This is a genomic window from Methanocaldococcus vulcanius M7 (genome assembly GCF_000024625.1).
In the GTDB taxonomy this organism is placed as follows: domain Archaea; phylum AGJL01; class Methanococci; order Methanococcales; family Methanocaldococcaceae; genus Methanocaldococcus; species Methanocaldococcus vulcanius.
Map to the genome: position 1 here is coordinate 536,724 of NC_013407.1, position 21,350 is coordinate 558,073.

The window sequence follows — 21,350 nt, forward strand, 5'->3', positions numbered from 1 at the left end:
ACTATCACTCTATTTTGAACTCTGTTTTTGCATCAAAGTCAGCAGTATCTGCAACTGCATATAATGTAACACCTGTTGGAACTTCAACTGAATAATCTCCTTTTGCATCAATCGTGGCTGTAGCTATTGTATTTCCTGCAGAATCGGTTATATTGACCGTTGCATTTGGAACTATATCGATATAGCCGTAGAAGTAAAGAATTTCGATAGTTGAACCTGATGCTGGAGCTGTTGTGAATGTTATTGTTCCATTGGTATAATCAACTGTGAAATCTGTCCCTTCAACTAATTTCGTTCCATCAACCCAAACACGCACTTTTGGGATTATGGGTTTATTTTGCACTGTAAATGTTGTCGTAGCTCCATCTCCTGTAAAGGTTTCTACAGCTTTTGAAACATTGATTGTTGTTAATGTCGCAATGATTATCGTTGTGTTTGCATATTGTAGTGTTCCTACAGTGGACGATGGTTCTTTCTCAGCGTATTTTCTTACATAAATCCAATCAAACCTAACGTCTATGTCCCAACCTCCTCTTGTAGCATATAAACCAATGTAGTCATTTATCGTAACATTTCCAGTTTCATAATAGTATATTTGCGTTCCAATTATATCATCAGAAACGTAGTTTGTTTTAGGTAATTCAATTAAACTACTGTCAATGTCGATATATGGTATCTCGCCACCATTACCAGCCACGTAATTATATTTCACACCAATAACAACATTTTGTGCAGATATACTCTTTTTGATTCCAATATTGCTATTAGCATCGTCAGGATGTAGTCTTATCCAGCTTGTTTCAGGTATATCTACTGTTGTTGATGATGTTCCATATAATTCCCAGCTGTTTAAATCAAAATCGTCAAATACCTCAAAAACACTGCTCCCATCACTTGCATCAACTGCATCTGGATTTCCACACCATAATAAGATAGTTGTAGAGCCACCTGCTGGAATACTCGGCACTTTTACCCAGATTTTAGCTATTTGATTGGCAGAATCCCACTCTTCTATCCAATGTGATATTAACGTCTCACCATCTGAAAGTGTGAATCTAATATCACTTCCATCATCTTTAGCTTTTGAAAAATCAAAGTTATTAGCATCTAACTGAATAAGCACTTGAAAATCTAATAAATCATAAGAATTTGGATTAGAAATATTTACAGTGGCATAATATGTCCATCCATCCAATGCCATGCCCTCACCATGTTATTGTTAGTTTCCCATTGAGAACTAAGATTGTTTTTACCTTTGTTTCATCTAACCCGGTCATTTTAGCAATGTCTTCAATCGAATAACCATTATTCCAATAATTTAGCACATCAACAGCCTTAGATATTAAATCGGAAATCGCAATCCCATAATCTTTTGAAAATTCTAAGCTAATTGCTCCCATAAGGGCTAAAGCATCAACTGAACCAGTTTGCTCATAAGTTGTTTTATAATTTTGATAATCGTTAATTCTACTTATCTGGTCTTTAATCACGTCAGTATCATCTTTATATTGTACAATCAGCTTTTGTGTTGTCCTATAATACTCAATTTTCTCAACTGAACAAATATTGCCATTATCTAAAGTTACCTTTTTTTGGTATTCAACTGAACCCAATCCGTTAATATCTGACTCTGAAACGTTTTCTATTGTCATGATTTTAGTTTGTGGCTGGACGGCTGCCATTTATATCACCTTTTAAGCTGTGAATGTCCAAACGCCAGATTCAACTGTTGTTGTTGGGATTTGGTAATTTGAAACGTCTATAACAACTTCAACGACTAATCTTTCAGTTTCATCAGCATAGTGCCACATTTACATCACCACATTGTTAATTGCTGTTTCAGAACCTTCTGGACAGCCAGGGCGATGTCTTCAGGGCTCGCATCGGTTTTAGAAACGTGTATATTGACGTTGATATTTGGGCTTGAGTTAGTAATATTCTGTATTGTTGTAACTTGCTGGCTTATGGGAATGCTTTTTGGATTTATCGCCATTGTTGTCGTTATTTTTCCAACTGCAGCTTGAATTCTTGATTTATGCTTTTCAATTCCTTCCGCAATTGTTTCGATGAATCCTGGACCTACTTTATCTAATCTTGATAGAGGTCCCTCTTTTGCTGGTGAGTGAGGTAAATGGTCATCAATCCAGCTGAGTAAATCTAAGATTTTTTGCTTAATTTCATTAATTTTACTGGTGAATCCTCTGATAAATTCAGTAATGAGCCCAACTCCAGCTTGATAAAATCTACTTGGCAGTGATTTTAAGAAATTAATTATCTCATTCATTATATTCTTGAGTTTGTCTCTAATTCCAAATAGATTCTTATCCCATGCTAATTTTATAAGCCCCCACGGTCCAAGCAGGGAGTATTTCAGAGCTTCAAGAATCTGTGTTTTATGAGTCTTAATTTGGTTAATTAACCACTTAATTCCATTAATAAATAGTGTCAGCTTCTGCTTTACTGCACTAATAGCTGAATTTACAATATCTCTTATACCAAACCAATTGTTTTTCCAAGCTAAGTATAGAACTGCCAGCACTGCAACTATTGCCAATATTGGTGCTGTTATAGGTGCGATTGCCGCTATAAATGCACCTATTGCTCCTATGGCTGCTGACACTGCCCCAGCAATTGCTCCAAATGAAATCCCCAAAGCCCCAATGACTGAAACTATTTCCAATGTTGAAGATATCGCCATTGCAAATGCTCCAGCCAGTAATATTATAGGCCCCACAATTGCAGCAACTGCAGCAGCTAATCCTACAAATGCTCCGATTGCATGTTTTATTGGTGTTGGAAGCTTGTTAAAAATATCTAATATAGGTTTTAGAGCCATTAGAATGATTTTACCGACAGTAGCCATTCCTTGTGCAACTGAAACTGCAAATTCTTTTATTGCCGGCATTGCTTTAATCAGCATGTCTAAGAATTCTTTGATATTGCCTTTAGAGTCCTTAAAAATCTCTAATTTTATATTTTCAATTGCTGATTTCAACTGCTGTATCTTATACTCAACAGTGTTCGTCATTTCTCTGTATTTTTGTTCAGCCACTCCTGCAGAATTTTCCAATATCCTAACGTATTCCTTATAAGCATCTCCTCCTTGTTGCATTAATTGTAGTAATGCTGAACCTGCCTCAGTTCCGAATATTTTAAATATCTCAGTTGCTGACAACCCTTTTTTCTTAATATCATCTAAAATATCTCCTAAATTCCTAAGTTTTCCTGATGCATCCATTACTTTAATTCCATACTGCTCTAATGCTTTCTGAACCTTAGTATCTGCCAACTCAGTTAATACTTCTCTCAATCCTGTCCCTGCATCTTCTCCTCTTCTACCTGCCTTATAAAACATCATCAAAGCAGCTACTGTATCTTCCAAACTTAACCCCAATGCCCTTGCTGCTGGTGCCGCATATTTCAAGGAGTATTGTAATTTTTCAACAGTCGCTGGAGAGTTGGCACACGCTTGAACAAAAACATCAACGGCTCTACCGGATTCTTGTGCTGACATTCCAAATGAGTTCAATGTTGAAACTACTAAATCTGTAGCTGTTGATAAGTCGGTTTGTGCTACCGTAGCCAGATGTAGAACATTGGGAATTGCTGCAATTATTTCATTTGTTTTCATCCCAGCACTTGCCATGAGATACATTGCTTCAGCAGCTTCTGAAGCAGTGTATGCCGTCTGTGCCCCCATTTGCATAGCTGTTTGTGTCAATTTCTCAAATTCTTCAGCCGTAGCTCCAGTTATTGCTTTAATCTTATACATCTGCTGTTCAAATTCTATACCTGTTTGAATTGCTGAATACATTCCTGCAACAAATGGAGCTGAAAATGCTGTAACTCCAGCTCCAACCATTGCCATACTCTTTCCTACCCTATCAAAAACATCAGCCATGTTTTTAACTCTATTTTCCAATCTATCAATGTTTTGTTGTATTTTTTGAAATACTGCCGTTGCTTTATCCACCGCTGTAATTATGATTTGCAGATTAGTGTCAGCCATGTTACCAGCCCAACAAACACCCTATTATGGACAATATAAACAATAATCCGATAACTATGAATATCACCAAACAAATAGCTCCAAAAATTAATATTGTTCGTCTTTTCCACCTTTCAGTATCTACTGGCATGTGTATCGCCTTAGGATTTCTTTATACTGTAGTGACAATTCAGATTCTTTAACCACTTCAACCTTACAACCTTTCTTACTTTGCTCTTTTCCAGCCACGTTTAAAGCAACTGCCTGATTGATATTAAAATCAACTATTGAGAGCTTTAGTAAATCAGAAGGTAAGCAATTATATCTTTGAGCTAAGGCATCTAACAATTCACTATTCTCCCTCACGAAAGGATGCCACATTTTCATTTACATTTAGCTGGGATAGAACATAGTTCATAAGGAAATCCTTATCTCTACCGTCTAATTGTTCCCATTTAATACCTTTTGGCTCTACAATGCACTTTTCAACTAACTTAGGTAGAATTTCAACAAAATTTTTTATGAACTCTGGATTTTTAGATATATTCTCTTTAATATTGTCTTTTGACGTTGGATTTTTAAGTAAATCTTGCATTATAGGTATATCTCCCATAACTTCTAAAATATCATAAGCTGATAACGTCTTAACTTTAAATACAAATCCACTTGGCAATTTTACTTCGGGATATGCTTTTTTCAAGTATTCCTCAACGGTTACCATGTAATCACCACTTATTCAGGTAGGTTTTCATAGAATATTATATCTTCATTGGCATTTGAAACGACAAAGCTAATTTCTTCCTTAATGTGTTCTTCTTTACCCCTGATGTAGTCAAACTTAGGTTTGTCTAAAATTGTTACGTTTCTCATTTGCACACCTTGAAGATGTCCATCAGCTCCCTTAACGAATCCAACTAACGTGAATTTTGGAACATTAACGGGTTTTCCACTTTTAACCCCTGCCACTGTGGATATTGTAACGGTTTCAGTAGTCTGCAGGGTTGCAGGTAATATGATGCTATCAATCTGCGAAAATAACAAATTTCCAACGATAGTTTCTGCAGTTGTGTAATTGAACTTCTCTGTTATTGGATTTCCAAAAGCGTCTTTTCCTTGGACTATAATTATATCTGGAGTTACTGTTGCAGTTGTAGATATTGAGACTTTAATGATTGCTGGGATTGTAGGCTGTGCTGTAGGAGTAATTGTTTGTTCCGCCCCTGTTCCAGTAGCAGTGGCTAAAGTTTCTTCCACAGACTCCATCGCATCAATACCCATAAACAAACTCCAGAACTTATGTGTTCCCGCCAATGTTACGAACTTTCCTTTGAAATCTATAAACTGCGATACATCTTTGTAAATACCTTTAGTAGTTTCAGTAGAGAATTCTTTATGTTTCAACTCGCACTCAAATTCCACAACAGCTACTTCCTCGCCGTTAATAAGAAGCGTTCCTCCACCTTTAAACCTCTCGTATTCTGTAGTTGGGTAATATACACTTCCCATTCAAATCACCTATTCGGTTATTGCATAATCCAAAACAGGAATGAATTTTTGGTCTTCAATATCTTTATCATCAATAACATCTTGAATTTTTTTAAGTCTGTAAATAATCGCCTGAACTAACTCTTTAGCCCTTTTTTCATATTGCTCTATCTTGTCTCTCTCATAATTGTCAATTTGCAGTTTTTCCCAATATTGGATTAAGATTCTTGAACCTGCGTAGAACAAACATGCCTCTTTTGCTAATGTCTGAAGTTCAGTATCTGTTGCTGGGAGTTCTGTATTAACTTGGGCATCAATCCACGCAGATGCCACTGTAATAGCAGTAGTTAAACTGTCCTTGATATCCTGAAAAGGGAGTTTTAGATTTAAGAAACTATATAACTCTGTTTCAGTGCAATAAGCCATAATCTCAACCTTATGCAATGTTTAGTTTGATAACCCCTCCCTCATGTAAAATACCGCCTCCAAACTTCTCTTTAACATACCATGCAAATTTTTCGGGCGGGTCAGTGTCAGTATCAACTCTAACAACTGTCGCTGGAAGAGCCACAGGGAATTCAACAACCAATGGATTAGCTTCAAATAAAATACCTGTTCCAGCGTCGATTTCGGTGCATGGGATAATCTTAACGTTTAAATCAGTTTGAAGGACTTTTAATCCACTATTTAAGTAATCGTTGAATCCTAATTGCCCGACATCTTCTGGATTCAATATCAATTTTGGTTTTTGGACAGGAACTTTGTTTTTTCTCATTTGGTTTATAGCTTGGAATATTGAATTTACCTTATCCGTTATGGTTGCAGAGCTCCAAGTAACATTTTTTTCGTTTGGTGTTTGGGACAACACATCAATGACTTTTTTATTCTCTTGCTCTACTAAATCATACAATACTGCTGTATTAATTGCTTTTTCAACAGGGAATCCTGTTTTTTTAGCTGCTAAAATGGTATCTGCATCAATCTCAATAAGTGGTGATTTATAAACTTCAAGCTTAATGTCAATCTCTGTTTTTTCCAATTCAGCCAGCTCAGGTGTTGCAGTTTTAGCTGATTTCTTTGTAGAGTTTTTTAAAGTGTATTTTATCCTTGTAACTAAATCCTTAAACTGCGGAACTGGTGTAACTGGAACTTCTTTTAATAAGGTTGAAATTGGCTCTAAGTCAGTGAGGATTTTATTTTCGATCAATTGAAATTCAGCTTTTGTTAGCAACTGAACCATTCATACCACCTTATAATCCTACTTTGATTTCATAGATTCCATCAGAATCTGATGATTGAGGAACTATGACTTTCAAGACCTTTCCAATGACTGTTTCAAGTGTTGCATTCCCATCATCGATTCTAACTTGTCCAGTTGCAGCATCATAGAATAAAATGTCCCCTTCAGCTGCTGGAGTTGCTACCCATGATGATGTTGTAGCATCATAAGCATAAGTTGTTGCTTTCAATTTTGTGACTCCATCCACAACCACTGGAACCTCATCTCCAACATCATAAGAATCTACATTATCCACATCATCAACAACTCCCAAAACTTTCCCATTTGCAGTAAAAACTGTTTTTGGATAGGTTGTAGCTGTAGCAGTATATGATTTAATGTATTTGTATGCCATTTAGACCACCTCATTCAATGCCATATCTTCTCCATGGGTTGATGTCTTTCCCTGGCTCTGCAAAAGAAGCCCCAACAATTTCAGTTGTCTTTTTTGTGTTAATATCCACCTTAGCAAAGACGTCTAAAACATCTTCAACTATTTTACAGTTAGCAAATACTTCTTTATCAATGCCGAACTTTGAGCATATTTGTTCAATCTTCTTTTCCTTTTCCATTTGTGCAAAAATTTCAGCTTTTGTTTTTTCAACCGCTTCCCTAATTGCTTTATCTTTTTCCTCTGCAAACTGCTCTTTCAACATTTTAGCCTGCTCCTCTAACTTTTCTTTAATCATCTGCTCTACTTCATCTTGCGTATAGACCTTAATACCAAAATCTTCCGCAAATTGTTCTAATGCTTTCTTAACATCGTCTGGATTTTGATTAGTTTGGTTTTGAGCTGTCATAACCATCACACTTTTTCTTTAATGATTCTGGCATGCCTCTGTCAAGTGGATTATTAGGACTATACTTATGCCCTATTCCAAGTTCTAAAGCCCTTTTAACTGCGAAATTCCAGAGATACTGCCATTCTTCACGACTATACATTTTGTTATAAGTTGGATGATTGAATAACTTTGAAATATACACCAAGGCAGCTTTAACTCTCGCAGGAGTATCGCAAGGGAATTTCCAGTTAGCCCTATCAGCAAAGAGCTCATCAGGAACGTCTTTATACTTTGATGGCTTTGTTTTATGCCCATGCTCTTTTGATGAAGGAGGTTTTGCATTTGCCATTGCTATTGGTGCAAAATTTAGAATTTTGGCATCTGTCATTTTGGGAGTGCTGTTAATACAAATTGCCAATCCATAAGGAAACACATCAACAACCTTTCCATTTTGAACTGCTTTTAACCACTCCGCACTAACTCCAACTTGGTTATTTTTCAGATATTCTGCAACTTGAGGGTCAAAAACTGCAAACTTACAATAAGCTTTGCCTTCATCATCGGTCCAGACATCAATAATGTAGCCCTTAAAGGATTGCGGGTCTTGGAATGGTAGAATGTGGTCGATATCAACATGCTTTCCAATTAGGAATTTTGCTCTTTCTTTAACCAAATCTGGCGTAATCCCAGCTTTTCTATACTGCTGGTCGTTTGGGTCGTAAAATAAACACTCAACAATTGCTACTGGGTCGTATGGTTTTCTATCACCCTTTGCAAATTCTATTTTTCCAATTCTGCAAGTGAAAGTGTCCATGTTTCCACCAAGATAAAAAGAAAAAAAAGAAATTAAAGCTTCTGCAACACAATCTTCTCAAGTAGGTCTAACTTACCTCTGAGCTGGGCTACCTCCGATTCCAACGCCCCCAGCTTTGCCTCTTAATGCTCTGATTTCTTCTTTTAATTCATCGATCTCTTTATCTTTCTTAGCCAGTTCTGCTTTTAGTTCTGCAATTTTCTCACTTTGTGATTTTTCATGATAGAATTGTTCCATTTCACTTCTTCTTACCAAAGTATCAACTTTGTCTTTTCTTATTGTTTCTTGTGCTATTTTTTCAACATAATCGCTCTTTTTAGGAACTAAATCATCTATTGCATCAGTATCTTTCTTCCCAAACAATGCCATAACGAACACCTTTTTGTTGTATTGTATTAGAATGTGGGGCCCCACAGCCCCTATGCAAAACCGCACCGTTAGAATTTTTAAATTCTGATTTTATCTGTAAATTTAAATTTATAAATACTCAATTCGAAAAAATAAAAAAGTTCTTCCCTAAGTTCTTCCCTTCAACGGTCTCCCGTCTTTCTTTAATAATACTTGGCCATAAATTCTATACCTCCGATATAATTCCTTACACCACCTGTAACTAATCCCAACTTTTTCGGCTATATCTTTTAGAGTCATTCCCTCTTCAAACATTTTTTCGATTAACTTTAATTCTTTATTTGATAATGAGTATTTCCTTTTATTTCTTTTATTTTCTTTCTCCAGATAACGTAAATCAATTAAAAAATAGATAACCTCCCCATTCAACCCCTTTACCTTTGAGATTATTTTCTTTTTCATCAGCTGTCTTAATCTTTGAGAAATATGTCCCAAACCATTGCCCGCATCTATATTATAAACTTCTCTAATCTCTCTCGTCGATACTGCCCCACCATTATTGATTATTAAGTTTAGAAGCTCTTCCTGAGAAACCATCTTTATCACTTTTTATTTGTATTATTAGTTTATCCCCATAATCTCTAACATCTAAAACATCTAAAAAATATTTTGCAACAGCCCTAACAACATCCAACGCTAACCTTCCTTGCCTAACTCCCATAGAACCACCTAAAAATAAAAAAGATATTTGGAATTATTTTAATAATCAACTCTATTCTCTCAGTTCTACATTTATGCTTTATTGGCATAAAACCACCAAAAAGTTTATTCTAAAATCTCAACTTTAATCTTCTTAATCTTACATTTCTCATAATACTCCTTACTTTTAACTAAAATATCGTAATCCTCATAATCTTCAACTTTATTTCCTTCCAATTTTGCAATTTCTTTTATTTCCTCCAACTCATCGTTTATCCCATCTAAAACAACATCTAAAAACTCTTTAGCATCTTCCTCAGTAGGAAAACTCAAAGTGAAGGTTCTACAACATTCATTACACGTTACCTTAGCTATTTTACCATTTTCATCCACAATAACCCACATCTCCATTTTATCACCAAAAAAGTTTAAAAAAGAATTATTGCCCGTAAGTGATAATCACATACGACTTTCTCTTTTTTGCCTCAGCTATTACCATCTGCAAATACTTTGGCTCAATAATATGTTTTAGTGCGTTCCTTATCGCCTTTGAAGCTAAAACAGTATATTTAAACTCCTCTCCCATTCTACCAGGACTTATCCTTTCAGCAGTCCCCACCATAACAATATTCCTTCTCAAATCCCTAACCCTACATGTTGCTATAATTTTTCCATTAACTTCTTGGAAAGTTGGTGGCTCTACCTCAATATTTCCCTGCATCCTCATTGCTTTAACAATCCCAGCCCATGAGAGGATTATCTTCTCCTTTCCTGTTTTTTTATCTGGATAAGTATATGCCAAAGGTAGATGCTCATTAGCTTCATCCAATAACATCAAATCCTCATCTAACGTGTCCATCTTTTCAATAACATTATCTAATGTCTCTACATTTTCAACAGTTTTCTCTAAGACAACCATTGCATTGTTTGATGCTTTAACTTCAACATTATTTCCATTTGTCTTCATCTTCTCCTCCTCCCTAAGTTTTTTAAATTCATCTTTTAGATTTAAGTTCTCTAACCATTTAACAAACGCAGCTGATTCAGCAATCCAATTATTGTGCTCCTTCATAATCTCCTCTACTTGCTTTCTAATCCCATCTGGTGTTATTTCCGTTCCATACACATTTTTATGTGCCTTTGAAGCTAATTCATACTTGCACATACTTCCAACCTCCTCTTGTGTAAATCCTCATTTTCCTTCCTTTTAATTGCCTTCTTAGCCCTTTTCCACGCTCTAAGACCAACTCGTCTAACACAACAACCGAAACCTTCCAACATTTCTTTCGTTTCTCTAAACTCCTCCTCCGACCCGCAAACCCCATAACTATCAACCTTTCCATCAAATTCAACAACAAAATAGATTTTATTTGATGAACACCGCATCATAACCCTCCCTCCTAATATCAGAGCATAACCTAACTCTTAGTTCCCTAATCAAATCCTCAGCTTCCTCCAACTTCAAAATCGCTCCAACAGTGTCTCCATTATTATAATCACTCTTAGCCCTCTCCAAAACCTCAATAGCTTTATTTATTTGCATATTCCCACCTATACGTTGATTATATATAACCAAAACATTTATGAATAGAAAATTAGAAAAACAAAAAGTGCTTAGGCAGTTATCTCTGCAACTGATACTCCATAAATATCTTCAATCAACGCAGCTAAATAGCCATTATCTTCTATAGCTTCGATTATATCCTCCTTCTTTATGGTCTTCCTTCCTGATTTTTGTGCGTTCATTCTTGCTTTAACTAAAATCTCAATCAAAATCTTTCGCAAATAGTTGTTAAGTTCCTCAACTGCCTCATTAGAAATCCTGAAATCATAACCGCTTTTAGGATAGTTATCCACAATCTCCTTCATCGTCCTTTTTAACGTAGCCTTAGGGATCATACTCTCACCTCAGCTTTTTAATGTCAGAATCCAAATCTTTTAATTTTTTTATCAAATTTTTGACGTTGTTAATCTCTTTAACAACATCAGAAGTATCCTCTCCAAACTTGTATAATTGATACTCCTTTTCTTCCAAAAAACCAAGATATTCCTCTAAATATTCAATTGTTCTTCTCAAAGAAAATTTATCAATTTTTACAAAAATTCGCTCTCCAATCTCTTTAGCCAACTTTTCATCCCAAATAATGTATCTGAAATATTCCTTGTTCTTACCCTTAAATACCCAATACTCTCCTTTATTTTTTAAATCCACCATTATAAACTCATCATTAAACTCCTCTAAAGGATTACACCCACGACCCCACATTCTTAACCATCCCTCTCCCTTTACAAACTCGGATATTCTATATGGAACATCAAACCAGTACTCACATCTTGTTATTGGGATCGCTTTCCCATTTTCTAAAACATATATTCCCCAAAGTAATTCCACTATACCCCGTTCCTTACGGATTATATAACCATCTTCCGTCTCAAACGACTCACCAATCTTCATATTTTCCAAAAACTCTTTCAACTCCTCATCTTTTAACTCAACCCCATTAATCCTCAATCTCCTCATAATTATCGCCTCTAAGTTTTTTATAAACAAAGAAATAATGAGCTTCATCCCGCCCGTCTTTTAAAAAATTTATTTTGCAGTGTGGGGGAGGGTCTCTCAAGGCTTACATCCCACCCAATCAGCAGGCCCATTTCAGGACCTGCCTCATATACTTGGGTGGTCATTATGATATGTCATTATGTTATGACATGTCATATTTCTATGACTTGTTTTATAATTGTGGAGATATAAAAACCTTTCTCTATAAATTTGTTAATAGTAGATATTAAAAAAGTTAATACTAATAATTAAAAATATAAATAAAAAGCACAATATAAAAAATTACATACTTTCTGAGGTAGGACAAAATGAGGCACAAAAATAAAGGATTTAAAATTAAAAGATATAAAAAAATTGGGAAATATAGAAGAAAATACTATATAAGCAGGGAGGAATTTGAAAAAATAGAAGAGATTTTAGATATTTGTTTAGTTAAGGCAATGGAAGAAACAAAAGACGATGAATTATTAACTTACGATGAAATAAAAGGATTATTGGGAGATAAATGAAAGTGTTGTTTGCCAAAACATTTGCTAAGGATTTAAAGAATGTTCCAAGGCATGTAAGAAAAAGGATAAAGTTGATAATTGAAAACTTTCAAAATGCTAAATCGTTAAATGATTTAAACTTAGACATTAAGAAAATAAAGGGTTATCAAAATTATTACAGAATTAGAGTTGGAAATTATAGAGTAGGTATTGAAATTAATGGAGATACAATTATTTTTAGAAGGGTTTTGCATAGGAAAAACATATACGATTATTTTCCATAATTAATTAATCAGAGCCAAATATTTTCTCCCTACCTCCTAATTTAAAATACCAAATCCAAATGCCTATGCCAATAACTGCTATAATTGCAAAAGAAATGAATGAAATAATTAAAAATAACGTCTGCCCTTCTATAACTATCAACTCCTTTTTTATTATCTTTATACTAAATTATATTAATTTACTATTTATTTTATAGGTTTGCCATAGGACCAGATGAATTATTCTACTAAAACACTTATCTCATCTTCCCTTCTACTCCATAAAAACGGCTCAATATCATACTTATATAAAGCGTTAATCATGTCTTCAGAAGGCTTTCTCTCAGTGTCATTAATTATTGCTATTCTCTTAACCTCTTCATCCCTAATTGTATTTTTCACATCCTCAAAGGCAAATATTGTTGAATTGATAATTCTTTTTTCAGGTCTGCTAATTATACCAACTATTTTTTTAGTTTTAATTTCTCCATAATTCAATATTTCCAAAAATCTATGTTTTAAACCACTTCTACCACCGACATCTCTTTTCCTATATGGAATTTTCTTTTTCTCAAAATACATCTCAACATCTTCCCAGAATATTGACCTAACCTTATGTTGAGCCAATAAATGAAACCCATCAACTGCAAGAATTGCTTGAATCATATTATTGAAATATAATGGAAACTCATCCTTATTGGCAATTATAACTATTTCCCTACCTTCAAGATGAGCCCCAAAACCATTTAATACTGTTTTCAATTCATATAATCTTTTTTCAGTATTAATATCAACTCCTGCCACCTCAAGATTATCTAAAGTATTGCCATCATCAGTAAGTATAATCGAATCTCCCACAACCTTCATATAAAATTGAATTAAATCATTAGATTTATCAATAAACGGTGTTGTTATTTCAACCCACTCCCCCCCATTTTCCAATATGATGTTTTCCCTTAGCCAATTAAAGTATTCATCAATAAATTTTTCAATAAGTTTAATAGAATTTGACATAAATCCACACCTCATTTACTGGAAACTTAATATTAGGGGCTTTTACAACTTTACAATAATCAAGGAACTCCTGCGTAATTTGAATAATGTTTTTATCTGAGATATTTAACTTTTCAATCTCCTCAATAGGAACTGCCCATTTATCATCATAGCCCTCTACATAAATATGTAAATGAGGGCCTTTAATAGTCTTTCCAACATAACGACTCAATAAATTTATAAGGGAGTTGTGAGAATCATATAACGGGGGAAGTTTAGGAGGATTTCTATGTGGAGGACCATAATGTAAGTCCAACCTCCTTAAGATATATCGCTTCCTTGCAATGTTTGTATAGGATATTTTAATCTTATTTGATTTACTATACTTTCTATAAATATCTATATAGTAACTTTCAGTCCCATCCTTAGATTTAAGATTTATCCTGGATTTCCCACCGTTATTAGGGAATGGCACATCATTGTCCAATGAAATCTTTGGTATATTAAATAGTTGCTCTGCCATAGTTTGGGTTAGTGAAATTGTCCCACCTCCACGGCTTAATTACTTCTATGAAACAGTGAAAGCAATATAAAGAATAATATAAAGCATAACTGCAACAAGAAAATACTCAAAAACTTTTTTATGCCTTATAATTAGTTTTTTAGCATTTTTATTAATCTTTTTAAGGTTGAATTGTTTGGATTTTGACTTATTAGATTTCTTTTTATCCTTATCTTTTGGTGAGCCAAATTTCTTACAAACATAAATTTCATACTCTTTAATATTTTTATTCCATAATATTGAAACACCTATACCGATACGGTTATATTTGTTGCTGAGTATATGTTTTCTATGGTTAGGATTTCTTAACCACTCCTTAACAATCCTCTTAGCGACAGTTGTATGAGTCTCTCCCTTTACGGCATAATGAACTGTGCAGTTCTTCCTCTTTAATGCTTCCCTATTGGCTGACTTCGTTAGTGACTTACTCAGCTTTAATGGCTTTAACTTCCTACGCTTTCTTTCTTTATTTATCACCTCATGTAATCTTTTTCTTAACCGTTGCGGTTCCATGACCCCCACCAATTTTTGAAATAAAAAACTCAATAGATAAGCTTTATTTTTGTTACTTAACTACAATTTTTATACAACACCCCATAACTGGTTACAAGTTAAGTATGTTAAAATACGGCATTTTTATTTTATTCAAAAATTCATCTTTTTTCCCTATAGAGAGGTATTCAATAAATTTTTCTACTAAATATTCAATATCTTCTTTATCAATATCTATTAATATGATAGGATTTTCTAAAACTACTAATATCATGTCTTCTATATCTTCAATTGTGATAGTACAATACTCTTCTAATTCTATAATTAAAAAATATAAGTTTGTTAAAAACTTATTTCGCTCATTTTTATCATATATCATAGCACCAGTCAAACAACCTTCCACATATCTTGACTCGATATATTCATCAATTTTCTCTTTAATATCATTCATATCCATATTAACCACTTTTCATCTATTCATTCCAAACTCCATTAAATAACTCCGAACAACATCTCTTACTGCTTGATGTATGACATCTTCCCCCCTATACCTTAACATTTCTTCAAACTCACCTCTAATGACTTCACAGATGATTTTTTCTCCAAGCTCAATATCTCTTCCACAGTTATCTTTAACTTTTGTTTTTAAATATTCCAAAACTGCTTCTTTAACACCATCTTTTACTGCCTTATAGTTTTTCCAATTATTCATAGATTATCACCAAAATTATCCAACAATTACCGAAACCTTATCATTTTCGTTTATTGAAAATTTAATGGTTTTATTCCCAATTTTTTCAATGAAATCATCTAATTTATATAAAATCAGTGCATTTTTACCTTTTTGTGTTATTTTATAGCATGATTTTGGCAACATATATTCTGTCTCTTCTGTCCATTTTTCTACAAGACCTTCTTCAATGAGCTCAGATAATAATCTACTTAATGTACCTTGATGTAGTTTAGTCTCTTTTTGAAGCTGACTAAATGTTAATACCCCCTTATTATTAAGTATTTCTAATATTTCTCTAACATATTTTTTTGATAAAGTTTTAATTATCATTCTACTCCCTCCATCTTTAACGTTTTTACGAATTTTTACAACTACTCCTATTTTTATGAGTAGTTATATTAATTCGATGCGAGTAAAAATGTGAGAACTACTATTTTTATGACATCGAAAATTTTATATACTACCACAATTATAAAACAAGTCATAGAAATATGACTCCTCATAAGGGTGATACTATGACTTACGAACACATGGTTAAATCAATTTTAACCTTACTGGCTACATTTGAACGAAAAAATAGAAGAGTTTTGCTACTATATGAGTATGTATTACAGCATAAAAATCTACCTACTGAAGCAATTCCAGTTATTTATTTTATTAAATATAATGATTGGTTTGAAGCATATAAAAATTACTTAAAAAATAATTTAGACCACATTAACGACTTAGAATATAATGCTTTTTTGATATTAATAGGGGATACTCCTCACATAATGAATTTAGAATTATACGAGTTCTTTTTAGAAATTTCCAATTTTTCAGAGGAGCAAAAAATGAGGATAATATATAAAATTACCAAAAAAATTAAAGAGGAGGAAAAGTATGTCAGAAGAAATTCGCAATATCAAAGAACTCCTGAAAAATCCTGTATTTAAAAAATTTTTTGATGAATTAAGAAATAAACATGCAAAGTCAATAAAAGATTTAGTTGAAATTATCCCATCTATAGAAACCCTGAAACTCCATCACGAAATAGTATTATCATCTGAAGAAAATATCGATAAATATTTTAGTGCTTTAAAGTTTTACTTTCCAGAGAGGATAAAGCGATATTTTTTTAACAAATATCAGATATTTATTGATTTTGACAACAGATCTAAATGGCATGATTTCGTAGACATAAACACACTATTAAAAGTATATGAATTGAATTATATACAAAGTATAACAAAAGAAGGAAAAACAATTAAAGATAGTTTTGAGGAATTTTTTACAGAGTCAATAGTATTATTATTAAAAAATACACATACACATGGAATAAGAGAATTAGAAGATACTCCAATAGTTATCAAATTTAAAAATAAATTATATGGAGATGTAAATACCTGGAAAATTATGAAAGTTGAAAGTGAGGATGACTCTTTAACTTACTATGTAAAACTTGATGATAATAATTTAATATATATGAATATTACTGGAACTCAAAAGAAAAAAAACATTGTTACTCCTGTCAACATGGACATTCCAATATTCCAACTACATAAATGTGAAAAAATCTATGACCCTATAGATAATAAAACAGTATTCTATATTTCAGGATGGAAACTACAGGGTAATGAAGAAAAATATGTTGAAATAATAGATATTAATGATATAGGACAATTACTAAGTTCCCCAATCATAAACCTCTGTAAAAAATACAAAGAATTATACATGGAACTAAAAAATGTCCTAAAACAGATAATATCTCAAAAAGCTGAGGACTGTATAAAAACTGAAGGTTTCGCAGTAATTACCCATAATGGACATCTAACTATTCCAAAAAGATACAAAATGCCAGATACAATATTTTGTGAAGATTTAGAGCATTTGGATAGAATATTAACAAAAGATACAGATGAGTTAATTAAAGAGGATTTGATAAAATATCTTGCATTATTTAATAAGGTCCACAACTTGACTACAATAGGTGCATTTATAGCCAGCCATTTAATACATGTAATTAAACCAAAAATTGTTTCTCCTGTATTTATATGGGGAGATAGTGGCGTTGGAAAAACAAGTATTGCAATGTTACTTAGCTATGTAAACCCCGCAAGTTCCCAAACTACAAGCCACCAGTTAATGCAGAAAATTTCTGGGTTCAGATGCGGTATAGTTTATTTTGATGAAAAAATAGAGTATTCATCACAATTAACGCAGGATTTAAAGTATTCTGCCACAAACTGTGGATACATACATAGAATTAGCCATAACAAAAAATATGTTGCCAATGTCATGTTTTTGGCAACATCAAACCCCCAACCAAAATTTAAGACAAGGGGTCTTGAAGATTTAAAAGGGCTTTTGAGAAGAGCAGTATTTTTAAAAGTCATAAAAGAGCTTGATGAAATAAAAGATGAAAAAATTGATGAAGCTTATGAGATATTGGACATATATAGAAATGATTTAATTAAAATACTGCTTGATGAGCTAACATCATTCTCAGAAAAGGAAATTAAAGACATATACAGACAATTTACAGTTAGGGAGAAGTATAAACTACTTCTAACTGGAATTGAACTCTGGAAGGCAATATGTGAAAAATACAATATTAAATTAAATATAAATTATGATGAACTTATTAGGAGATTTGAGGATAGTGAAAAAGAGATATTAGGATTTGGAGATATAAGCTTATTAGAATTAATAAAAGGAAGAATTATAGAAGATGCAATACACACTGCAAGAGTTTTAGATGTAGAAGGTAAAGATATTGTAGTTAGAGTTGCAGATAAAAACGTTGTGAAATCTCTACTTACATCAAAAGGATATGCAATATACTTAAAAGATAAGAAACTTTATGCTATACTTTCTGTTAGAGGGTTTAAAAATCTAAAAGATAAAATTAAGGAACTACCCGATTTAGAAACTAAGAGAGACATTGAAAGTTACCTCGGACAGAATGGCATTGAGTTTGAGTATAAAAATACGAGGGCATATGGAATATCCATAAAAGGATTCTTTATAGAAATTAAAGACATTGAAATTGACATTGAGGATGATGAAGAAAATAACATTTCAAACTCAATACTTAAGAGCAGACAAAAGCAGAAAAACCTTGAGGAGAAAATTATAAAGACAATAGAAGAAGCTGGAGAAATTAGTTTCGATGAATTAAAAGAAAAAATAGGGCTTGATGAAGAAACATTAGAGAAATTAATCAAAAGGTTAATAAAACTTGGAGATATATTGGAGGTAAGACCTAATACTTATAAAATATTAGTATAAAGTTATTTTATTATTTTTTTGAAATCTCAAATTTTCACCATCTTCAAACCCCAAACTCTTTTCATTATCCCTAATGTTGTAGGTATAATTATAGGACTAGAACCTACTCCACGTCAGCGACCATAGCGACCATATCAGCGACCATGAATATTACGGTTTTTTCAGTTAGATTTTTGATAAATTTTCTTATTTTTTTAAAAATAACAATAAAATATTATAGTCGCTGATAGATATAACAATCTGACTTTATCTTATTACAATAAGAACTACAGCGACTTTTTGAAAACCAGCGACCACAGCGACCACTTGGATATAACTATTATGCGGTCAGGGTGTGGAAAAAATTTGAAGTCATTGAGTGGTCGCTCGGTCGCTAAAAATTAAAAAGGATGTTAAGTTGAGTATATTGTATATAATCAATAATATGTTTAGATTGTTAGCGACTCAGTTTTTATGTCATTATTATTCCAAATTTGACAGATGATTTGATTCATTTCTTGAAGATAAGAATATATTCATAGTAGCCGATACGGTTGCTGATAGAAATTTCACAGTTGCTCTTTAGTATAGAAAGCTTTATATATTTCCGCAATTATATTATATGTCATAAAAATATGAGATGTCATTTTGGTGATACAATGGTGAGAGTAAAAAAGAAGGCATGGAGAAAACCAAGAGATGTGGTTATAGGCTTTGTTGCGGTTTGTAAGGCAAACGGTAATACTGTAATTCCTAAACCAACTTTACCTCCTGATTATGTCGGCAAAAAAGTTATAATCATTCCGATTGAAGATGAAGATGAAGAGTTTGATGTGGTTGATGATAATTGAAACTAAGAAAGTTGAAAAATCTAAATATCCAGCTCGAAATGTCGAAAGTTCTTATGGGGTTGTTAGTGTCCCTATTTATGGGGATAGGTACGTTATCCCCGCTTCTAACTTGGAGTTTGGGTGATTCTCATGAGGTATAAGTCAGAGGTTGATGCTTTGGCAGAGCATGTTGAAGAGGTTATTGAGATTTTAATATCTCATATGGATGAAGAGGATTTGATTAATTTGCATGCTATAGGCGTAGGGATATGTCAAAGAGTTGCTGAAGAGTTTAAAGAAAGATTAAAGTTGAGGGAGATTTTATGAGGAGGGCAACATTCTATTTATGTAGGAATATTGATGGTAGGAAACTTAGGTATCTTTTGCATAGGTTGGAAAACGTGGAAAATATAGATATTGAGACATTAAGAAGAGCAATTGAGGCGGAGAAGAAATACAAAAGAGCAATAACGCTCACAGAGGAAGAGGAGGCAATTATACAGAAGTTAGGTAAGAGTGCAAATTTACTTTTGAATTGTGAGTTGGTGAAGTTGGATGAGGGAGAAAGAGCTTAAAAATCTCTTACTTTTAAAACCTAAGAGGGAAGAGATTAAAGAGACGGATGATATTAAAAAATGGCTTGATAAGTTTAAAGAAGAGCGTTTATTTGATGGTAGGAAGGAAAGCACTATAAAAAATGATTTAACACGGTTGAAAGTTTTCTTGGACTTTTGTTATAATAGGTTAGGAAAAAGCCCTGATGAAATGGAGACATCTGATTTCGTTAAGTTCTTTAACTACTTAGAGAAAGAGAGGAAGTTATCTAAAAATACTCAGAAGAGGTATTATGACTTATTGAAAGTGTTTTATAAGTTGATGAGGTTAAAGAACTTTAATGAGTTTGCTGAGGAGAGTAAGGAAAGAAAACGGTTTGCTTGCATAGAAATAAGACATTATGATGCTGTTGATGCTGAGATTTTGAATGAGATTTTGAGGAAGATTGTTGAGAGTAATAGCAGAACAAGGATGAGAGATGCATTGATTGTAAGATTGCTATGGGATACTGGAGCGAGAGTATCTGAAATATTAAATCTAAGATACAAGGATGTTGATTTCAATGAAGGAATAATTAGAATCACTAATACAAAAAATAGGGAAGAGAGAAAGGTGGTCTGTGCATCTGAAACCTTAGAGCTGTTAAGGCATTATTGCCAGTTCAACATAAGGCAAGGACCGGAGGATTACCTATTCCAAAATAATAGGGGAGGGAGGGTTAGAAAGGATTGGATTAGTGAGGTTTTTAGAAAAGCAGTTGATGAGCTTAAAAAGGAGGGTAAGATTCCGCCAAATAAGAGGATTGTTATTCATTCTTTGAGGCATGGTAGGGCTGTTGATTTACTTGAAAAAGGATTACCTCTTGATGTTGTTAAAGAATATCTTGGCCATAGGAGTTTGGAGGTTACTTTGTTTTATTCTCATTCTAAGGAGAGAACTGAGAAGTTATTAAAAATTATTAGGAAGTTGTAGTCCTGTTTGGTGGTAATCTGTAAGGTCTTTGGTGTTGTGTCGGATTATTACGGTAGGGTAGTGAGGTGTTGATGGAACATTTTTGAGGTGTTGATGGTAAAATTTATATATGTGTTGTCGCATAGTATATTAAAAAAGTTTGGTGGGGTGGTGTGGAACTGCTAATCCCGTTGGGCATAGCCCAACTCGGGTTCAAATCCCGACCCCCGCGTCATCTATTTTAGGTTTTTATTTATTTTTATTATTTTTTAATTTTTA

At 33.2% G+C, this 21,350-nt stretch carries 34 protein-coding genes; 9 read left to right on the plus strand and 25 right to left on the minus strand.

What is annotated here, in order from left to right; all coding sequences use genetic code 11:
* Positions 1-4: 4 nt before the first annotated feature.
* The 19 genes from METVU_RS02795 to METVU_RS02880 form a co-directional block, all read right to left on the minus strand.
* On the minus strand, positions 5-1,201 hold the full coding sequence (locus METVU_RS02795; RefSeq protein WP_015732648.1) for a DUF2341 domain-containing protein: 1,197 nt from the start codon (positions 1,199-1,201) through the stop codon (positions 5-7).
* Between the two features lie 4 nt (positions 1,202-1,205).
* Entirely contained in the window at positions 1,206-1,682 is a 477-nt protein-coding gene (locus METVU_RS02800; protein ID WP_015732649.1) for a hypothetical protein, read from the minus strand.
* 134 nt (positions 1,683-1,816) lie between these two features.
* Positions 1,817-4,009, minus strand: a complete 2,193-nt coding sequence (locus METVU_RS02805; protein ID WP_015732651.1) for a phage tail tape measure protein — start codon at positions 4,007-4,009, stop codon at positions 1,817-1,819.
* Between the two features lie 331 nt (positions 4,010-4,340).
* The gene (locus tag METVU_RS02815; protein ID WP_015732653.1) at positions 4,341-4,709 is read right to left on the minus strand and encodes a hypothetical protein; all 369 of its coding nucleotides are present in this window, start codon (positions 4,707-4,709) and stop codon (positions 4,341-4,343) included.
* A gap of 11 nt (positions 4,710-4,720) precedes the next feature.
* Entirely contained in the window at positions 4,721-5,494 is a 774-nt protein-coding gene (locus tag METVU_RS02820; protein WP_015732654.1) for a hypothetical protein, read from the minus strand.
* 9 nt (positions 5,495-5,503) lie between these two features.
* Positions 5,504-5,899 (minus strand): hypothetical protein, encoded by a 396-nt coding sequence (locus METVU_RS02825; RefSeq protein WP_015732655.1) that lies wholly within the window; start codon positions 5,897-5,899, stop codon positions 5,504-5,506.
* Positions 5,900-5,909: 10 nt separating this feature from the next.
* Positions 5,910-6,713: a hypothetical protein gene (locus tag METVU_RS02830; RefSeq protein ID WP_015732656.1), complete on the minus strand. Its 804-nt coding sequence runs from the start codon at positions 6,711-6,713 to the stop codon at positions 5,910-5,912.
* A gap of 10 nt (positions 6,714-6,723) precedes the next feature.
* Positions 6,724-7,107 carry a hypothetical protein gene (locus tag METVU_RS02835; RefSeq protein WP_015732657.1) on the minus strand — a complete coding sequence of 128 codons (384 nt, stop codon included), beginning with the start codon at positions 7,105-7,107 and terminating at the stop codon, positions 6,724-6,726.
* Between the two features lie 10 nt (positions 7,108-7,117).
* On the minus strand, positions 7,118-7,552 hold the full coding sequence (locus METVU_RS02840; RefSeq protein ID WP_048196748.1) for a hypothetical protein: 435 nt from the start codon (positions 7,550-7,552) through the stop codon (positions 7,118-7,120).
* Complete coding sequence (locus METVU_RS02845; protein ID WP_015732659.1) at positions 7,530-8,348, minus strand: hypothetical protein; 819 nt, start codon at positions 8,346-8,348, stop codon at positions 7,530-7,532. Before METVU_RS02845 ends, METVU_RS02840 begins: the two co-directional genes overlap by 23 nt.
* A gap of 72 nt (positions 8,349-8,420) precedes the next feature.
* Complete coding sequence (locus METVU_RS02850; protein WP_015732660.1) at positions 8,421-8,717, minus strand: hypothetical protein; 297 nt, start codon at positions 8,715-8,717, stop codon at positions 8,421-8,423.
* Positions 8,718-8,864: 147 nt separating this feature from the next.
* Complete coding sequence (locus tag METVU_RS02855) at positions 8,865-9,293, minus strand: helix-turn-helix domain-containing protein (RefSeq protein WP_015732661.1); 429 nt, start codon at positions 9,291-9,293, stop codon at positions 8,865-8,867.
* Complete coding sequence (locus METVU_RS09050; protein ID WP_015732662.1) at positions 9,253-9,417, minus strand: hypothetical protein; 165 nt, start codon at positions 9,415-9,417, stop codon at positions 9,253-9,255. The genes METVU_RS02855 and METVU_RS09050 overlap by 41 nt, the downstream gene beginning before the upstream one ends.
* 104 nt (positions 9,418-9,521) lie before the next feature.
* Positions 9,522-9,806: a hypothetical protein gene (locus METVU_RS02860; protein ID WP_015732663.1), complete on the minus strand. Its 285-nt coding sequence runs from the start codon at positions 9,804-9,806 to the stop codon at positions 9,522-9,524.
* Between the two features lie 28 nt (positions 9,807-9,834).
* A complete protein-coding gene (locus METVU_RS02865) occupies positions 9,835-10,560 on the minus strand; it encodes a hypothetical protein (RefSeq protein ID WP_015732664.1) in 726 nt (241 codons plus the stop codon).
* Positions 10,542-10,784, minus strand: a complete 243-nt coding sequence (locus METVU_RS02870) for a hypothetical protein (RefSeq protein ID WP_015732665.1) — start codon at positions 10,782-10,784, stop codon at positions 10,542-10,544. Before METVU_RS02870 ends, METVU_RS02865 begins: the two co-directional genes overlap by 19 nt.
* A complete protein-coding gene (locus METVU_RS09055; protein WP_015732666.1) occupies positions 10,762-10,938 on the minus strand; it encodes a hypothetical protein in 177 nt (58 codons plus the stop codon). The genes METVU_RS02870 and METVU_RS09055 overlap by 23 nt, the downstream gene beginning before the upstream one ends.
* Positions 10,939-11,009: 71 nt before the next feature.
* A complete protein-coding gene (locus METVU_RS02875; protein ID WP_015732667.1) occupies positions 11,010-11,294 on the minus strand; it encodes a histone-like protein in 285 nt (94 codons plus the stop codon).
* A gap of 4 nt (positions 11,295-11,298) precedes the next feature.
* The gene (locus METVU_RS02880; RefSeq protein WP_015732668.1) at positions 11,299-11,916 is read right to left on the minus strand and encodes a hypothetical protein; all 618 of its coding nucleotides are present in this window, start codon (positions 11,914-11,916) and stop codon (positions 11,299-11,301) included.
* Positions 11,917-12,263: 347 nt separating this feature from the next.
* Between METVU_RS02880 and METVU_RS02885 the strand changes: the two genes are divergently transcribed.
* Together METVU_RS02885 and METVU_RS02890 are read left to right on the plus strand one after the other, a co-directional pair.
* The gene (locus tag METVU_RS02885; RefSeq protein ID WP_015732669.1) at positions 12,264-12,464 is read left to right on the plus strand and encodes a hypothetical protein; all 201 of its coding nucleotides are present in this window, start codon (positions 12,264-12,266) and stop codon (positions 12,462-12,464) included.
* Entirely contained in the window at positions 12,461-12,727 is a 267-nt protein-coding gene (locus tag METVU_RS02890; RefSeq protein WP_015732670.1) for a type II toxin-antitoxin system RelE family toxin, read from the plus strand. Before METVU_RS02885 ends, METVU_RS02890 begins: the two co-directional genes overlap by 4 nt.
* Positions 12,728-12,946: 219 nt before the next feature.
* Here the strand turns inward: METVU_RS02890 and METVU_RS02895 are convergent, their stop codons facing one another.
* From METVU_RS02895 to METVU_RS02920, 6 genes are all read right to left on the minus strand, one after another.
* Complete coding sequence (locus tag METVU_RS02895) at positions 12,947-13,720, minus strand: DUF1828 domain-containing protein (protein WP_015732671.1); 774 nt, start codon at positions 13,718-13,720, stop codon at positions 12,947-12,949.
* Positions 13,704-14,222 carry a DUF6978 family protein gene (locus tag METVU_RS02900; RefSeq protein ID WP_015732672.1) on the minus strand — a complete coding sequence of 173 codons (519 nt, stop codon included), beginning with the start codon at positions 14,220-14,222 and terminating at the stop codon, positions 13,704-13,706. Before METVU_RS02900 ends, METVU_RS02895 begins: the two co-directional genes overlap by 17 nt.
* Before the next feature lie 45 nt (positions 14,223-14,267).
* Positions 14,268-14,774 (minus strand): CAP domain-containing protein, encoded by a 507-nt coding sequence (locus METVU_RS02905; protein WP_015732673.1) that lies wholly within the window; start codon positions 14,772-14,774, stop codon positions 14,268-14,270.
* Between the two features lie 91 nt (positions 14,775-14,865).
* The gene (locus tag METVU_RS02910; protein WP_015732674.1) at positions 14,866-15,210 is read right to left on the minus strand and encodes a hypothetical protein; all 345 of its coding nucleotides are present in this window, start codon (positions 15,208-15,210) and stop codon (positions 14,866-14,868) included.
* A 12-nt stretch (positions 15,211-15,222) separates the two neighbouring features.
* Positions 15,223-15,465, minus strand: coding sequence for a hypothetical protein (locus METVU_RS02915; protein WP_015732675.1), 243 nt, complete (start codon positions 15,463-15,465; stop codon positions 15,223-15,225).
* Positions 15,466-15,480: 15 nt separating this feature from the next.
* Positions 15,481-15,816 carry an ArsR family transcriptional regulator gene (locus METVU_RS02920; protein ID WP_015732676.1) on the minus strand — a complete coding sequence of 112 codons (336 nt, stop codon included), beginning with the start codon at positions 15,814-15,816 and terminating at the stop codon, positions 15,481-15,483.
* A 185-nt stretch (positions 15,817-16,001) separates the two neighbouring features.
* Between METVU_RS02920 and METVU_RS02925 the strand changes: the two genes are divergently transcribed.
* The 7 genes from METVU_RS02925 (at position 16,002) to METVU_RS02945 (ending at position 21,092) form a co-directional block, all read left to right on the plus strand.
* The gene (locus METVU_RS02925) at positions 16,002-16,421 is read left to right on the plus strand and encodes a hypothetical protein (RefSeq protein ID WP_015732677.1); all 420 of its coding nucleotides are present in this window, start codon (positions 16,002-16,004) and stop codon (positions 16,419-16,421) included.
* A complete protein-coding gene (locus METVU_RS02930) occupies positions 16,369-18,756 on the plus strand; it encodes a P-loop NTPase family protein (RefSeq protein ID WP_015732678.1) in 2,388 nt (795 codons plus the stop codon). Before METVU_RS02925 ends, METVU_RS02930 begins: the two co-directional genes overlap by 53 nt.
* Positions 18,757-19,394: 638 nt before the next feature.
* Entirely contained in the window at positions 19,395-19,586 is a 192-nt protein-coding gene (locus METVU_RS02935; RefSeq protein ID WP_048196751.1) for a DUF2080 family transposase-associated protein, read from the plus strand.
* Positions 19,576-19,710, plus strand: coding sequence for a hypothetical protein (locus METVU_RS09175; RefSeq protein WP_281033861.1), 135 nt, complete (start codon positions 19,576-19,578; stop codon positions 19,708-19,710). The genes METVU_RS02935 and METVU_RS09175 overlap by 11 nt, the downstream gene beginning before the upstream one ends.
* A gap of 5 nt (positions 19,711-19,715) precedes the next feature.
* The gene (locus METVU_RS08950) at positions 19,716-19,892 is read left to right on the plus strand and encodes a hypothetical protein (protein ID WP_153232522.1); all 177 of its coding nucleotides are present in this window, start codon (positions 19,716-19,718) and stop codon (positions 19,890-19,892) included.
* A complete protein-coding gene (locus tag METVU_RS02940; protein WP_015732682.1) occupies positions 19,889-20,140 on the plus strand; it encodes a DUF2540 domain-containing protein in 252 nt (83 codons plus the stop codon). Before METVU_RS08950 ends, METVU_RS02940 begins: the two co-directional genes overlap by 4 nt.
* Positions 20,121-21,092, plus strand: a complete 972-nt coding sequence (locus METVU_RS02945) for a tyrosine-type recombinase/integrase (RefSeq protein WP_015732683.1) — start codon at positions 20,121-20,123, stop codon at positions 21,090-21,092. The genes METVU_RS02940 and METVU_RS02945 overlap by 20 nt, the downstream gene beginning before the upstream one ends.
* Positions 21,093-21,350: the final 258 nt, after the last annotated feature.